General features: G+C 44.2%; 14 protein-coding genes and 2 tRNA genes. 2 read left to right on the top strand and 14 right to left on the bottom strand.

Annotated features, from left to right (window positions below; all coding sequences use genetic code 11):
• Positions 1–149 precede the first annotated feature (149 nt).
• Positions 150–1,835 (top strand): sensor histidine kinase, encoded by a 1,686-nt coding sequence (locus PR809_RS09975; protein WP_102138263.1) that lies wholly within the window; start codon positions 150–152, stop codon positions 1,833–1,835.
• A gap of 19 nt (positions 1,836–1,854) precedes the next feature.
• A complete protein-coding gene (gene btsR, locus PR809_RS09980; protein WP_102138205.1) occupies positions 1,855–2,571 on the top strand; it encodes a two-component system response regulator BtsR in 717 nt (238 codons plus the stop codon).
• Positions 2,572–2,575: 4 nt separating this feature from the next.
• Here the strand turns inward: btsR and PR809_RS09985 are convergent, their stop codons facing one another.
• The 14 genes from PR809_RS09985 to secG all read right to left on the bottom strand — a co-directional run bounded on the left by PR809_RS09985 (position 2,576) and on the right by secG (position 16,479).
• Entirely contained in the window at positions 2,576–2,905 is a 330-nt protein-coding gene (locus PR809_RS09985; protein ID WP_102138206.1) for a helix-turn-helix domain-containing protein, read from the bottom strand.
• Positions 2,895–3,404 carry a type II toxin-antitoxin system RelE/ParE family toxin gene (locus tag PR809_RS09990; RefSeq protein ID WP_311136305.1) on the bottom strand — a complete coding sequence of 170 codons (510 nt, stop codon included), beginning with the start codon at positions 3,402–3,404 and terminating at the stop codon, positions 2,895–2,897. Before PR809_RS09990 ends, PR809_RS09985 begins: the two co-directional genes overlap by 11 nt.
• A gap of 33 nt (positions 3,405–3,437) precedes the next feature.
• Positions 3,438–5,378: a DEAD/DEAH family ATP-dependent RNA helicase gene (locus PR809_RS09995; RefSeq protein WP_102138207.1), complete on the bottom strand. Its 1,941-nt coding sequence runs from the start codon at positions 5,376–5,378 to the stop codon at positions 3,438–3,440.
• 170 nt (positions 5,379–5,548) lie between these two features.
• Positions 5,549–6,466, bottom strand: coding sequence for a lipoprotein NlpI (nlpI, locus tag PR809_RS10000; protein ID WP_229597492.1), 918 nt, complete (start codon positions 6,464–6,466; stop codon positions 5,549–5,551).
• 93 nt (positions 6,467–6,559) lie between these two features.
• Complete coding sequence (gene pnp / locus PR809_RS10005) at positions 6,560–8,683, bottom strand: polyribonucleotide nucleotidyltransferase (RefSeq protein WP_102138266.1); 2,124 nt, start codon at positions 8,681–8,683, stop codon at positions 6,560–6,562.
• Positions 8,684–8,962: 279 nt separating this feature from the next.
• Positions 8,963–9,232 (bottom strand): 30S ribosomal protein S15, encoded by a 270-nt coding sequence (rpsO, locus tag PR809_RS10010; protein ID WP_004905890.1) that lies wholly within the window; start codon positions 9,230–9,232, stop codon positions 8,963–8,965.
• A gap of 112 nt (positions 9,233–9,344) precedes the next feature.
• Positions 9,345–10,298 carry a tRNA pseudouridine(55) synthase TruB gene (truB, locus tag PR809_RS10015; protein WP_206276270.1) on the bottom strand — a complete coding sequence of 318 codons (954 nt, stop codon included), beginning with the start codon at positions 10,296–10,298 and terminating at the stop codon, positions 9,345–9,347.
• Entirely contained in the window at positions 10,298–10,708 is a 411-nt protein-coding gene (gene rbfA, locus PR809_RS10020; RefSeq protein ID WP_004905894.1) for a 30S ribosome-binding factor RbfA, read from the bottom strand. The genes truB and rbfA overlap by 1 nt, the downstream gene beginning before the upstream one ends.
• A gap of 86 nt (positions 10,709–10,794) precedes the next feature.
• Positions 10,795–13,533, bottom strand: a complete 2,739-nt coding sequence (infB, locus tag PR809_RS10025) for a translation initiation factor IF-2 (protein WP_195697863.1) — start codon at positions 13,531–13,533, stop codon at positions 10,795–10,797.
• A gap of 23 nt (positions 13,534–13,556) precedes the next feature.
• Positions 13,557–15,065 (bottom strand): transcription termination factor NusA, encoded by a 1,509-nt coding sequence (gene nusA / locus PR809_RS10030; RefSeq protein WP_004905898.1) that lies wholly within the window; start codon positions 15,063–15,065, stop codon positions 13,557–13,559.
• Positions 15,066–15,088: 23 nt separating this feature from the next.
• The gene (gene rimP / locus PR809_RS10035; RefSeq protein ID WP_036958775.1) at positions 15,089–15,541 is read right to left on the bottom strand and encodes a ribosome maturation factor RimP; all 453 of its coding nucleotides are present in this window, start codon (positions 15,539–15,541) and stop codon (positions 15,089–15,091) included.
• A 252-nt stretch (positions 15,542–15,793) separates the two neighbouring features.
• Positions 15,794–15,870: transfer RNA gene (locus tag PR809_RS10040), tRNA-Met, on the bottom strand.
• A 59-nt stretch (positions 15,871–15,929) separates the two neighbouring features.
• A tRNA-Leu gene (locus PR809_RS10045) sits at positions 15,930–16,019 on the bottom strand.
• A 115-nt stretch (positions 16,020–16,134) separates the two neighbouring features.
• On the bottom strand, positions 16,135–16,479 hold the full coding sequence (gene secG, locus PR809_RS10050; protein ID WP_004905902.1) for a preprotein translocase subunit SecG: 345 nt from the start codon (positions 16,477–16,479) through the stop codon (positions 16,135–16,137).
• Between the last annotated feature and the right edge of the window lie 148 nt (positions 16,480–16,627).

Raw genomic sequence — 16,627 nt, forward strand, 5'->3', positions numbered from 1 at the left:
TCCCAGAATGTGAAATGTGACGAGCCATGCTCTAAATAGTTCGCATTGTGGGTAGGCGACAAGAGAAGATAGCTTGGGGAGCATACACAAGTATGTGACCCAAGGAGCTGAACGCAGTCAACACCCCCAGAATGTGAAATATGACGAGCATGTACGAATTTGACTTAATATTACTCCTCCTCCAGCAAATGTGCGTCTACTTAGTGATCGCATGGGTCCTCAGTCGCACCCCGCTGGTTATCCCCTTACTTAAAGTTACCATCCGCTTACCTCACAAGGTAATGTGCTACCTAATTTTTTCAGTATTTTGCATTATCGGTACTTATTTTGGTTTGCATATCAATGATTCTATTGCGAATACTCGCGCCATTGGTGCCGTACTTGGTGGCTTATTAGGTGGCCCTGCGGTAGGCTTTGCCGTCGGTTTTACTGGCGGATTACATCGTTACTCATTGGGTGGCATGAGCGCCTTTGCCTGTATGGTCTCAACGATTGTTGAAGGGTTGATTGGTGGGCTAGTTCATCGTCACTTTATGAAACGTGGCGAAATTAATAAAATTTTTAACCCTGTGATCGCCAGCTGTGTCACTTTTATTGCTGAAATCATACAGATGCTAATTATTTTGTTGTTAGCAAAACCTTTCGATGAAGCCCTCGAACTCGTTAAAAATATCGCGGCACCGATGGTTATCGCGAACACGATTGGCGCAGCCATGTTTATTCGTATTTTACTCGACCGCCGCGCTATTGTTGAAAAATACACCACTGCATTCTCTGCTCAGGCGCTAAAAATCGCCTTAACTACTGAAGGAATTCTGCGTAAAGGCTTCAATGCTGACAACAGTATGAAAGTCGCTAAGATTATTTATCAAGAATTAGAAATTGGTGCCGTTGCTATTACTGATCGTGAAAAAATACTCGCATTTATTGGTATTGGTGCTGATCACCATCGGCCCGGAACACCGATCTCATCCATTCAATCAAGACAAGCCATTGAAAATAATGAAGTTGTATATGCTGACGGTAATGAAACCCCGTATAAATGTTCATTAAGCCCTACCTGCAAGCTCGGTTCTGCATTAGTGATCCCATTACGTGGGGAAAACGAAAAGGTCATTGGCACAATAAAACTGTATGAAGCGAAAAATAGCCTGTTTAGTTCCATAAACCGGACCCTAGGTGAAGGGATCGCTAGCTTATTTTCTGCACAAATTTTAGCGGGCCAATATGAGCGCAATAAACAATCACTTTTACAGTCAGAAGTGAAGTTACTTCATGCGCAAGTGAACCCTCACTTTTTGTTCAATGTGCTCAACACGCTGCAAGCTGTGATCCGCAAAGATAGCCAGCAAGCAGGCCAGCTTGTGCAGTATATTTCGACATTTTTTCGCAATAATTTAAAACGGCCTGAACAAAATGCCACGCTTGGTGAAGAAATTGAACATATCAACGCCTATTTGCAGATAGAGAAAGCCCGTTTTCAAGAAAACTTACAGATCCATATCGAAATTCCTGAGGAAGTTAAACAGGTTGAACTTCCTGCATTTACCTTGCAACCCCTTGTTGAAAATGCAATTAAACACGGTACCTCACAGTTATTAGAGACTGGATATATTACAATACGCAGTTATATCGGTAGCAAGCACGTCTATATTGAAATAGAAGATAACGCGGGGCTCTACCAACCAGCGAAGCAAAGTGATGGCTTAGGGATGGGCTTAGTCGATAAACGCTTACGTTTAAAATATGGCGAACAATATGGTATCAGTGTAGAACATGAGCCGGAAAAATTCACTCGAATGAAAATTCGCCTGCCTTATTTGGCTACAACATAATAATGATAAAATTACCTCTATGAATGTATTGATTGTTGATGACGAACCTCTGGCACGTGAAAACGTGCGTTGCCTACTCGAAGAGCACGATGATATTGAAATTATTGGTGAATGCGCCAATGCGATTGAAGCAATTGGAATGATCCACAAAAAAAAGCCTGATGTGGTTTTTCTGGATATTCAAATGCCACGCTTAACAGGCCTTGAAATGGTGCGCATGTTAGACCCAGAAGACCGCCCCTATATTGTGTTTCTTACCGCTTTTAATGAATTTGCCATTCAGGCTTTTGAAGAACATGCATTTGATTACTTGTTAAAGCCGCTTGAAACGGAGCGACTGGAAAAAACCTTGAATCGCTTACGTCAAGGTAAGCAAAAGCAGAACCTTGAACTTCTAGCCAATAACGAACCGCTAAAATTTATTCCATGCACAGGTCACAGCCGCATTTACTTAATGAAGCTTGATGAGGTGCTATATGCCACTTCGCGTATGAGTGGTGTGTATGTGATGAGCACGCAAGGGCAAGAAGGCTTTACTGAGCTCACCTTGCGCACATTAGAAATGCGCACACCATTAGTGCGCTGCCATCGCCAATATTTGGTCAATATGACTCAGCTAAATGAAATTCTGTTTGGTGATAGTGGGCAAGCAGAGTTAGTACTTAGTTCCGGTGAACATATACCTGTCAGCCGTCGTTACCTCAAACCACTGAAAGAGGCACTGGGCTTGGTTTGAATTACTAAATAATTAAAATCTCAGGCCCTCGTTGCTCTATAAGATGTAACATGCGAAGAGCTGGGCCGCTGGGTTTTTTTTCTTCTCTTTCCCACTTAGAAACGCTTTCCTTAGACATACCTAAAACTAAAGCTAATGTTGCTTGCGACATTCCATATTGAGCACGGAGTTGCTTTATTTGTGCACCACTCATCATAGGTATAACTTTTATTTTTTTATTTATATTTCGAGCTCTAACTTTCCTTTCTAAATCATTAACTAAACTTTCTGGTGCCGCATCAACATTATGTAATTCTTTAGCTAGCTCAAGCATGTTTTCTAATTTATTGCTCATCAGTAAGTTCCTCCAAAATATTACACAAAACTAAATCAGCAATTTTATCATCCGTATAGCTAAGAAAAAGTCGAGATAGGCCCTTATATGCATCTAACTCATCTTCTGCAATTTCCTTTGCTCCTTTGGAACTTATATTACTTTTATCCCACCCATCAGCAAAAAAGAGATGGTGGCTTGCTTTAAAGAAGATAATAACTCTGATCCCACCACTTTTCCCTTTCCCATTAATCGCGATCCTTTTTTTAATTACACCGCTCCCTAAGTCTGCCTCATAAAACCCCTGTAAAACTTCATTTGCAGCCTTAAGTAACTGTTTATCTTTTATATTGATTTTTTTAGTGCTTCGCTTAAATGATGAAATTTTATAGAACGCCACAACTACTCTCCATGTAGTACTCATTACTATAGTAGCAAGTGCTATTTTTGAAGGCAATCTGTATCGTTCATTTTTAAGGCAACAAAAAAACCCGCATTTCCAAGAAATACGGGTTTTCATTTATTAGGAATTAAATTCCCTAAAACCTAGCAATTACGCGTTATGGCTGCTGCTACGACGACGAGGTGCCGCATTGGTGCCATCTTGGCGTGGAGCAGAGTTACCACGGTCACGGTTACCACCGCCACGGCGCTCACCACCGCCACGACGTTCGCCACCGCGCTCACCACCACGGTCATTACGACGACCTGCCCCGAAACCACCTTCGCTACCGCCTTCACGACGTGGACCACCACGACGCTCACCGCCACCGCGACGTTCGAACGGTTGTGCATCACCGATCAGCTGCATTTGAGTAGGTTTATTCAAAATACGTGCGCGACTTAAATGTGTTAACACGTCAGTTGGCATGCCTTTTGGTAATTCAATTGTCGAGTGAGTTCCGTACAATTTGATATTACCGATATAACGGCTGCTGATATCCGCTTCGTTAGCAATCGCCCCAACAATGTGACGAACTTCCACACCATCATCACGGCCAACTTCAATACGGTACATTTCCATGTCACCCACATCACGACGCTCACGACGACCGCCACGCTCACCGCGCTCAGCACGGTCAAAACCATTGCCGTTGCTGTTACGGTCACGACGATCACCACCACGACGGTCATCACGGTCATTAAATTCACGACGTGGACGACGTGGCGCATCAGGTGGCAGGATCAGTGCACGCTCACCTTGAGCCATTTTTAATAATGCCGCTGCCAATGTTTCCATGTCGACATCTTCTGATGGAGACATTTTCGCTAACAGTGAACGATATTGGTCTAAATCGCTGCTTTCTAATTGCTGTTGAATTTTCTCAGCAAATTTCGCCTGACGACGTTGGCTCAACAGATCTGCATCTGGTAATTCAACTTCAGGGATAGTCAGTTTCATCGTGCGTTCAACATTACGCAGCAGACGACGTTCACGGTTCTCAACGAACAGTAACGCACGACCTGCACGGCCTGCACGACCTGTACGACCAATACGGTGAACGTAAGACTCAGCATCCATTGGGATGTCATAGTTAACAACTAAACTAATACGCTCAACGTCCAGACCACGTGCTGCAACGTCAGTTGCGATCAAGATATCTAAACGACCATCTTTTAAGCGCTCTAAAGTTTGCTCACGCAGTGCTTGGTTCATGTCACCATTAAGTGCAGCACTGTTGTAGCCATTGCGTTCTAACGCTTCAGCCACTTCTAATGTCGCATTTTTGGTACGCACGAAAATAATCGCTGCATCGAAGTCTTCCGCTTCTAAGAAACGTACTAATGCTTCATTTTTACGCATGCCATACACTGTCCAATAGCTCTGAGCAATGTCTGGACGAGTGGTAATGCTAGCCTGAATACGAATTTCTTTCGGGTCTTTCATAAAACGACGTGTAATACGACGAATTGGCTCAGGCATTGTTGCAGAGAACAGCGCAGTTTGGTGCTCAGCTGGAATTTGGCTCATGATGTTTTCAACATCTTCAATGAAGCCCATACGCAGCATTTCATCAGCTTCGTCTAAGACTAAGCCTTTTAATTTAGAAAGATCTAACGTGCCACGTTTTAAGTGATCAAGAAGGCGACCCGGTGTACCCACAACAATTTGTGGTCCTTGGCGCAGTGCACGTAATTGTACGTCATAACGTTGACCACCATACAGGGCAACAACGTTAACGCGGTTCATATGTTTAGAGAAATCGCTCATTGCTTCCGCCACTTGAACAGCCAACTCACGAGTTGGAGCAAGTACTAAAATTTGCGGAGCTTTTAAATCTGGGTCGATGTTATGCAGTAATGGCAAACTAAATGCAGCCGTTTTGCCGCTACCCGTTTGTGCCATACCTAAAACATCATTGCCATCCATTAACAATGGAATACATTGTTGCTGGATTGGAGATGGTTTTTCATATCCCAGGTCATTCAGTGCTGTCAAAATAGATGCTGATAAACCTAACTCAGCAAAAGAAATATCGGTCTCAGTAGTCATGTAAAGGTGCCTCATACTTAATGGCAGCCAGTTTACATAACCATGGGAAAATCATTTCGGTCATTTTCATTTAAAATGTGAACTGGCTCAAATTGTGTTTATTAAACGAACAAATAGGCCGTCACCCCGAGGGATGATGACTTAAAAAAATATCGTGAAATGTTCGTCAGCTATTGCTGGCCCGATTCTAAAAGGTCGTCTTGTTCTTGGCCTAACAGCGCCAATTCCAACAATGCATAGCGGTGTTCAACAAAGCTGTGAGCGTTGTTAGCCACCGTCAGTTTGAATAACGCAACTGCGCTATTCTTATCCCCCAGACTTAGGTAATGTTTACCTAAATAGAAGTTAGTTTCACTGAGATGCTCAGCGAGCGAAGTGTTATCCGTAGATGTTTCTTTCAAACGCTCCATCAATGTCGTTTCATTGATGTTGCCAAGATAGAATTCTACGATATTCCAGCCCCATTGCCCTTTCTCCGCTTGGTTGTAGCGGGCGGCAAGATTATCTTGCGCCATACGCGGGTCTATGTCTTTCTCTACGAGATAAAGCCACAGAGTACGAAAAGGATCATTTGGATCTATCTGATAATACGCCAGCAGATCATCCTGCGCTAGTTTGTATCGTTCACCGTAATATAATGCGATGCCACGATTCATTCGCGCGAAATTGTAAGTTGGATCAAGCTCTAAAACAGAATCAAACGCTTCATAGGCAGCATCATAATTCCCTGCCTGCGTAAAATATATCCCTAAAAAATTAAAAACTTCAGGAATATCAGGACGAATGGCTAACGCAGTTGAAAAATCATTACGCGCCAGCGCCCTTAAACCGAGACTATCATACAACACACCGCGCTCATATAAAAGCTGTGCGTATTCATCATCGGTTAAAGACCGGCTCGCAAGGATTTGTTCCATACGAGCCAGTATCACTTCTTGTTGCAATGAAGGTTGAAGTGGAACGGCAAATACCTCGTTCTTTCGCCAATCTTTGCTACTACATCCAATAATAACAAAAAAGATAAGCGCCAAGAGCACACGCGGTAACGTGCGATAATCTCTCACCCGAAGACAGATACTGTTCAACATACTCCGCCCTTACATTACCACGCTTTACAAATTATGGTTTCAGCAAACTTAGGCTGATAGCGCCCTAACTTAATAGAGCGCTGTTAGGCCAGCTTACTCTGCTGAGTCCTGCGGTTGCGCTGCTTGTTCTTCAGTTGCTACCGCTTCTTTCATGCTAAGACGGATACGCCCTTGACGGTCGATTTCCAATACTTTAACAGGAACTTCTTGACCCATTTGCAGGTAATCAGTCACTTTCTCAACACGTTTGTCCGCGATTTGAGAAATATGAACCAGACCTTCTTTACCGCCACCGATAGCAACAAATGCACCAAAGTCGACGATGCGAGTTACTTTACCTGGGTAAATGCGGCCCACTTCAACTTCTGCAGTAATGTCTTCGATACGACGAATAGCTTCTTTCGCTTTTATGCCATCCGTTGCTGCAATCTTCACAGTACCGTCATCTTCGATTTCGATTGTTGTGCCTGTCTCTTCCGTTAACGCACGGATCACAGAACCACCTTTACCGATGACATCTTTGATTTTGTCTGGGTTGATGCGGATAGTGTAAATACGTGGAGCAAATTCAGAGATTTCTTCACGTGGACCATTGATTGCTTGTTCCATCGTACCAAGAATGTGCAAACGCGCACCTTTTGCTTGGTTTAATGCAACTTGCATGATCTCACTAGTGATACCTTCGATTTTGATGTCCATTTGCAGTGCGCTGATACCTTCACGGCTACCAGCTACTTTAAAGTCCATATCACCTAAGTGGTCTTCATCACCTAAGATATCGGACAGAACAACGAAGTCGTTGCCTTCTTTTACCAGACCCATGGCAATACCAGCAACCGCTGCTTTAATTGGTACACCAGCATCCATCAGAGCCAGAGACGCACCACAAACAGACGCCATTGAAGACGAGCCGTTAGATTCAGTAATCTCAGACACCACACGTACGGTGTATGGGAAATCTGCGTGGTCAGGCATAACAGCTAACACACCGCGTTTCGCTAAACGGCCATGGCCAATTTCACGACGTTTTGGTGAACCGACCATGCCGGTTTCACCGACAGAATATGGAGGGAAGTTGTAGTGGAACAAGAAACGGTCAGTGTACTCGCCCATTAATTGGTCGATAACCTGTGCATCACGCTCTGTACCTAATGTTGCAGTCACTAACGCCTGAGTTTCACCACGAGTGAACAACGCAGAACCGTGAGTACGTGGCAGAACACCAGTACGTACATCCAGTGCACGGACCATATCTTTTTCGCGGCCATCGATACGTGGCTCACCACGAATAACACGGCTACGAACCACTTGTTTTTCTAAGTTAGCTAAAATATCACCCACTTCAGAAACATCAACGTTTTCATCTTCTGCAACTAATACCGCAGTGACTTCTTCTTTGATTAAGTCAACTTGTGCGTAACGTTCTTGTTTCTCGGTAATGCGGTATGCATCACCCATGCGGCTTTCTGCTAATGCAGCAACACGGTCGTTCAGAGCTTGGTTAACTGGCTCTGGCTGCCAATCCCATTTCTCTTTACCGGCTTCTTTCACTAATTCATTGATATTCTGAATAACAACTTGTTGTTGATCGTGGCCGAATACCACCGCACCTAACATTTGTTCTTCACTTAATAAATCAGCTTCAGATTCAACCATTAATACCGCGTTATCAGTACCTGCAACCACTAAGTCTAAACGGCTATTTTTCAGCTCGTCCGCTGTTGGGTTCAGAACATATTGGTCGTTGATAAAACCAACACGAGCCGCACCGATTGGGCCATTGAATGGAACACCAGACAGCGCTAATACCGCAGATGCACCGATCATCGCAACGATATCTGGGTTAACTTGTGGGTTAACAGAGACAACGGTCGCAATGATTTGAATTTCGTTGTAAAAACCTTCTGGGAACAGAGGACGCAGAGGACGGTCAATCAAACGTGCGATTAACGTTTCGCCTTCACCAGGACGACCTTCACGACGGAAGAAACTTCCCGGGATACGGCCCGCTGCATATGTACGTTCTTGATAGTTAACCGTTAAAGGGAAGAAGTCTTGGCCTTCTTTCACTTTCTTCTGTGCAACTGCAGTTACAAATACTGCAGTGTCATCCATGTTAACCATAACAGCAGCAGATGCTTGGCGTGCAATCATACCTGTTTCAATCGAAACAGTATGTTGACCATATTGGAATTTACGAACAATAGGATTTAACACTATATTACCCTTTTTGTAAGGCACCTTGAGATTCTCAGGGTGCATTGGCTTACTCTTCCTACTACAGCCTCGCGACTAATGAGAATACTGATATTCCCGTGATCAATTCTCTCATTAGCCGCGCGAATCGGATGTAGCGAAGAGGCATTAATAAAACTGCTTACTACGACTTATAGCTTAGCATTTAAGTTAAGTATAATTCGAGTATTACTTCAACTTTCAAAATAACTTTTAGAAGAAAAGGGGCCATTTGGCCCCTTTCCCCTGAAACTGACAAGATTAACGACGCAGACCTAAACGCTCGATAAGAGCAGTGTAGCGCGCGATATCTTTACCTTTCAAGTAAGCTTGTAAGCGACGACGCTGAGCAACCATACGCAGCAGACCACGACGGCTGTGGTGATCTTTTTTGTGCTCTGCAAAGTGGCTTTGCAGGTGGTTGATTTGTGCAGTCAGCAGAGCGATTTGAACTTCGCTTGAACCAGTGTCATTTTCACCGCGGCCGAACTCAGCAACGATTTTAGCTTTCGCTTCATTACTTAGAGACATAATAAACTCCAAAATGATTAATGTAAGTGATGAGAGCCAATCTCTAATTTAGCATCTCAAGATTAAGCGCCGCTATTCTACGCTGCTTAAGGCAGCAAAGCAATAAGCGCCACTATGCGGACGGTTCATTTTCCACGACCAAACGCTTCGGTGCAAGTCGGCCATCTTCGCTGATAAGAGCAATACCGATAAACCGTTGCGCTTCACCGCAGGTGACACGTACCATACAACCCTCTTCAAGGGTTTGGACTGCGGCTCTCACAGGTTGACCCTGTTTGAAATAAGCCGCTGTTTCTTCTGTAATATTTACTGCTGGAAAATGAACAACTGCGGTATCCATTGGCAATAATAAAGAGTCAAGCAAGGACTCAAAAGAACCTTCACCCGCATCGACTTTTGCCCGTAAAGCGGCTAGTTGCTCCAATGTTACCATTCGCTCATAAGGATAGTTAGCCACTTGCACTCGACGCAGGTAAATGACATGCGCACCACAGCCTAACATCTCACCTAAATCATCGATAATTGTACGAATATAGGTGCCTTTAGAACAGTGTATTTCCAGTTCTAATTCGTTATTTTCTAAACGAATAAACTGTAATTCATACACTGTAATTGGACGAGCTTCACGTTCAACGGTAATACCTTTACGCGCATATTCATACAATGGACGACCTTGGTGTTTCAACGCTGAATACATTGAAGGAACTTGTAATGTATCACCACGGAAAAATTCTAAAGCATCATCCAGTTGCTGCTGTGTAAACTCTACGTTACGCTCACTAATAATTTCGCCATGTGAATCTGACGTATCAGTACGCAGCCCAAGACGAGCAATGACGCGATAACGTTTATCTGAATCGAGTAAAAACTGGGAAAATTTCGTCGCTTCGCCGAGACAAACAGGCAACATTCCTGTTGCTAGAGGGTCAAGTGCCCCCGTGTGCCCAGCTTTATTGGCATTAAAAAAGCGCCGCACTTTCTGCAGCGCATCATTTGAAGAAATATCCGTGGGTTTATCCAGCAGCACTACACCGTCAATATTACGGCCGCTACGACGACGCCCCATTATTTTTCCTCTTTATCACTAACATCCGCACGACGTTTTTCATCATCGCGGATCACATTTGACACTAAATTAGACATCCGCATACCGTCAACAAGTGAATTATCATATTCAAATGTTAACTCAGGAATAATACGCAAGCGCATTGCTTTCCCAATTAATGAACGTATAAAACCAGACGCTTCATTTAATGCTTTAATGCCATCTGCAACCATTTCTTCTTCGCTTTTATCATTAGCGATATTGAAGAAAGTCACAAAAACTTTACCGTATGCAAGGTCGCGAGATAACTCGACACCTGAAACAGTAGCCATACCAATACGCGGATCTTTGATCTCGCGCTGTAAAATGATCGCAATTTCTTTTTGCATCTCTTGTGCTACGCGTTGTGCACGACTGAATTCTTTTGCCATCGTTATATCTCCTGACAATAAAGGGGGCAAGCGCCCCCTCATTCATACTGGTTTGTCACCACGACATTTCGTGGGTACTCACAAAATTAACCGTCGATAGAACGTTTAACTTCAATGATTTCGAAGACTTCGATCATATCGCCGACACGGACATCATTGTAGTTCTTAACGCCGATACCACATTCCATGCCGTTACGAACTTCACTGACGTCATCTTTAAAGCGACGCAGTGATTCTAACTCGCCTTCATAGATAACGACGTTATCACGCAGGACACGGATTGGGTTGTTACGTTTAATGGTACCTTCAGTAACCATACAACCAGCAACAGCGCCGAATTTCGGTGATTTAAACACATCACGAACTTCTGCAAGACCAATAATTTGCTGCTTGTATTCAGGCGCTAACATACCGCTCATCGCTTGTTTGATTTCATCAATTAAGCTATAGATAACAGAGTAGTAGCGTAAGTCAACGCTTTCACTTTCAATCACACGACGCGCAGAAGCATCTGCACGTACGTTGAAGCCTAAAATGATAGCATTCGATGCCGCTGCTAATGTAGCGTCAGTTTCAGTGATACCACCAACACCAGAACCGATGATTTTAATTTTAACTTCATCAGTCGACAGCTTCATTAGAGAGTCAGTAATCGCTTCACAAGTACCTTGAACGTCGGTTTTCAGAACGATATTCAGCTCAGAAACTTTACCTTCTTCCATGTTAGCAAACATGTTTTCCAGTTTAGATTTCTGCTGACGAGCGAGTTTAACATCACGGAATTTACCTTGACGATACAGGGCAACTTCACGTGCTTTTTTCTCGTCACGTACAACTGTCGCTTCATCACCTGCAGAAGGTACGCTAGACAGACCTAAAATCTCGACTGGCATTGAAGGACCTGCAGACTGAACATCTTTACCTAATTCGTTACGCATCGCACGAATACGGCCATATTCGAAACCACACAGGACGATGTCGCCTTTGTTCAGTGTACCTTCTTGAACTAAGATTGTCGCAACTGGGCCACGACCTTTGTCCAGATAAGATTCAACGACCACACCACTCGCCATACCGGTATAAACAGCTTTAAGTTCTAATACTTCAGCTTGCAGCAACAGCGCATCAAGTAAATCGTCAATACCTGTACCCACTTTCGCAGATACACCGATAAATTGAGTGTCACCGCCCCACTCTTCAGAAATAACACCGTACTGAGACAGTTCATTTCTTACACGGTCAATGTCAGCTTCTGGCTTATCAATTTTGTTCACTGCAACTACGATTGGCACACCCGCCGCTTTTGCGTGCTGGATAGCTTCGATTGTTTGTGGCATTACACCATCGTCCGCAGCAACAACCAGTACAACGATATCTGTTGCCTGAGCACCACGAGCACGCATAGAAGTAAACGCGGCGTGACCTGGGGTATCTAAGAAGGTAATCATACCTTTGTCAGTTTGGACGTGGTATGCACCAATGTGCTGAGTAATACCACCCGCTTCGCCTGACGCCACTTTCGTTGAACGGATGTAGTCAAGTAAAGAAGTTTTACCGTGGTCAACGTGACCCATGATAGTAACAACTGGTGCACGTGGCTCTTGCATTGCAGAGCCTGTGTCACGGTCATTCATTACTGACTCTTCTAATTCGTTTTCACGACGCAGAATAACTTTGTGGCCCATTTCTTCTGCAACTAACTGTGCAGTTTCTTGGTCAATCACTTGGTTGATAGTCGCCATTGCGCCCATCTTCATCATCGTTTTGATGACTTGAGAACCTTTTACTGCCATTTTATTAGCAAGTTCACCAACAGTGATCGTTTCACCAATCACAACATCACGGTTAACCGCAGCTGCAGGCTTAGTAAAGCTTTGTTGTAAAGAACTACCTTTACGTTGTTTACCTTTACTGCGACCTGAACGGCCTGCGGCGCGTTCTTCTTCGCGATCTGCTTTTTCAGAAAGTTTATTACCTTTCTTTTGGCGAGGTGCTTTTGCAGTACGATTACGTGAACGACGGCCTTCTTCTTTCTCATCACTTTCATCTTCAGCCGCACGAGCGTGCGTCGAAGTTGTCGTGTGATAATCGCTGTCTTCTTCAGTTTTCGTTTCAGCAGTCCACTTTTCACCGTTTTCTTCTGCCATTTTGCGAGCTTCTTCAGCTACACGGCGTGCTTCTGCTTCAACTTTGCGCTGAGTTTCTTCTTCAGCTTTACGTTTTAGCTCCGCAGCTTCAGCTTCACGGCGTTGTTTGTCGGCATTACTTTCTACAGCTTTGCCTGTCTTTTGTTGATTTTCGCTTGGTTTCACTTTTTCTCTTTCCGCTGCTTCGCGCGTAGCTTTATCTGCTGCTTCACGTTTTGCTTTCTCTTGGGCTTCACGTTTTGCCTTTTCTTCCGCTTCACGTTTAGCGGTTTCTTCTGCTAATCGTTTTGCTTCTGCTTGACGTTGTGCCAGTTCTTCAGCTTCGCGCTGTGCCTGCTCTTCCGCTTCACGCTGCGCCTGCTCTTCCGCTTTTGCTTCTTCAGCATCACGGTTCACATAAGTGCGTTTTTTGCGGACTTCGACATTTACCGATTTGCTTTTGCCACCGGTGACGGGGACACTCAGCGTACTACGAGTTTTGCGCTGTAGTGTCATTTTGCTTGGCTGACCCGTTGCCCCGCCTTGTTCACGGTTTAAATGGCTCAGTAAAGCTTCTTTTTCTGACTGGCTAACAGAGTCATTCTCACCTTTTTTGATCCCTGCTTCAGCAAATTGCTGTACCAGGCGATCAACTGTGGTTTGAATTTCCGTTGCCAATGTTTTTACAGTTTCTGTCATGCCGTTCCTTCCTGCTACAGTGTTTACGCATCGTTACCGAACCAGCAAATATTACGTGCGGCCATGATGAGCGTACCTGCTTTCTCATCATCCAGACCTTCAATATCAATCAGGTCGTCGATGCCCTGCTCAGCAAGATCTTCCAGTGTACAGATTCCACGAGTAGCCAAATTATAGGCAAGAGTACGATCCATACCTTCAAGATTCAATAAATCTTCTGCTGGCTGATTATCACCTAGGCTCTCTTTTTGAGCCAATTCTATTGTGGTGAGGGCCGCTTTCGCTCTTTCACGTAGAACTTCAACAGTCTCTTCGTCAAGACCATCAATTTCCAGAAGTTCATTAATAGGCACGTAAGCCAGTTCTTCTAACGTCGAGAAGCCTTCTTCAACAAGTGCAGTGGCAAACTCTTCATCAATATCAAGATGCTTGGTGAATGTATCAATAGAAGCATGTGCTTCTGCCTGATGTTTTGCATTGAGCTCTTCTGCGGTCATGACATTTAATTCCCATTTGTCATCACCACGGTGTTTTTTCAGTAATTGAGCTGCCAGACGCACGTTTTGACCGTTACGCCCAATGGCTTGTGCCAAATTACTACTTTCTACGGCAACATCCATCGTACATTTGTCTTCATCGACGACAATAGATGCAACATCAGCCGGAGCCATAGCATTAATAACGAACTGAGCTGGGTTATCATCCCATAACACAATATCAATTCTTTCGCCGCCTAGTTCACTAGAAACGGCTTGAACACGTGCACCACGCATACCAACACAAGCACCAACTGGGTCGATACGCTTGTCATTAGTTTTAACTGCGATTTTTGCACGAGAACCTGGATCACGGGCAGCGGCTTTGATTTCAATAATTTCTTCGCCGATTTCTGGCACTTCAATGCGGAATAATTCAATCAACATTTCAGGGCGAGAACGCGTAACAAAAAGCTGTGCGCCGCGTGCTTCAGGACGAACATCATACAGGACTCCGCGGATACGGTCACCTGGACGGAAATTTTCACGTGGCAACATATCTTCACGCAGAATAACGGCTTCAGCGTTATTGCCTAAATCTAACGTGATATTTTCACGATTAACTTTTTTTACCTGAGCAGTGATGATTTCACCTTGTTGCTCACGGAATTGGTCAACAACCATCGCACGTTCTGCTTCACGAACTTTCTGTACGATAACTTGTTTAGCTGTTTGAGTGGTAATACGGTCAAATACAACAGACTCGATTTGGTCTTCGACGTACTCTCCAAGCTGTAGCGCTGGATCTTCGTATTGAGCCGCTTCCAACGTAATCTCACGTGTTGGCATTGTGACTTCTTCCACAATTAACCAACGACGGAACGTGTCGAAATCACCTGATTTACGGTCAATTTCCACACGGACATCAATTTCTTGCTCGTATTTCTTTTTAGTCGCCGTCGCTAATGCAGTTTCCAGAGCCTCGAAGATTTTTTCACGAGGGAGGGATTTTTCGTTAGAAACCGCTTCTACAACAGCCAGAATTTCTTTATTCATCCTAGTTGCCTCATTGAACTTTATTAAAAGTGGGGTACCAAGTTAGCTTTCTGGATGTTGCCGAGGGCGAACACCTCATCCTTACCATCTACAGTAACCGTAATCATTTCACCGTCTATGGCCTTAATAATTCCTTGCCACTTACGGCGGTTCTGCATTGCTATACGCAAAGTCAATGCCACCTCTTCCCCCATAAAACGCTCGTAATGCGCAATGGTGAATAATGGACGCTCAAGCCCTGGTGACGATATTTCCAGGTTATAAATGACAGAAATTGGATCTTCAACGTCCAATACTGCACTGACCTGATGGCTGACATCAGCACAATCATCAACAGTGATGCCTTCTTCACTATCAATGAAGACACGCAGTGTTGATGTACGGCCACGGACAAACTCTAAGCCTACAAATTCAAAGCCTAGCGCCTCCACAGGTGCTGAGATCATCTCTGTTAATTTCTGTTCTAATGTGGACAAGCCCACCCCCAGACATAAAAAAAGGGCTATAAAAGCCCAGTTAATTCGATTGTCAAATAACAAAAAACCCCGAAATTCGGGGCTTTATGCAACTGGACCCTGTAGTGCACGGGTTCACCATATTCTTATTATACCTGTAAAATCTAGAGAAATCGATGAGAAATTTTGAGAGCTGTTAGATAACTGCACTTGATTACTACACCGGATAACTACTATAGACTACGATACTGACAAGGTATGTTGAATAAGAAATGGTTGCGGGAGCCGGATTTGAACCGACGACCTTCGGGTTATGAGCCCGACGAGCTACCAAGCTGCTCCATCCCGCGTTCGAAAACGTGTTATATTCTACACGGATAACCTGTAAATCACAAGTTATCTAAAATAATGGTGCCGAGGACGGGACTTGAACCCGTACGCCCGTTTTGTAGGCACTACCACCTCAAGGTAGCGTGTATACCAATTTCACCACCTCGGCACTGAGGCGAGGTTATCAATACTTAATCAATAACCTCAAATTTTAACTTCTCACTCATCACTGAGTTTACTACTTAATGATGGCATTAGTTGCCTTCATTCGGAATCTTTCACACTTAACGAGGGATATCGCTCGTTGGTGTAGCTGGTGCTGCCGGAACGTCTGTTGGTTGCTCGACTTTAGTAGGTTCACTAATGTTTTCCCACTTACTACCACTACCAGTTCCGTACTTGTTGGCAGTCATATTGCCAAGTATTAAACTGATGATGAAAAACACAGCAGCCAAGATCCCAGTCATACGGGTCATGAAGTTACCTGAACCCGATGAACCAAACAGTGTTGCAGAAGCGCCCGCACCGAATGAAGCTCCCATGTCAGCACCTTTACCTTGCTGTAACATGATCAGACCAATAAGCCCGATAGCCGCTAGCAAGAATATAATTAAAAGAGCTACATACATTTGAGTTACCTATTCAGTTGCGGTGCATAGCGTAATGCTATGACCTTTATCACTGCACACCTACTCATTTCGACCGCGAAGAAACACTCTTACGGGATTGAGCAGGTGCGAATACTAACCAAAGCTGAGCAGACAAGCAAGTCTATTT

The organism is Providencia sp. PROV201 (assembly GCF_028479545.1).
Lineage (GTDB): Bacteria > Pseudomonadota > Gammaproteobacteria > Enterobacterales > Enterobacteriaceae > Providencia > Providencia huaxiensis.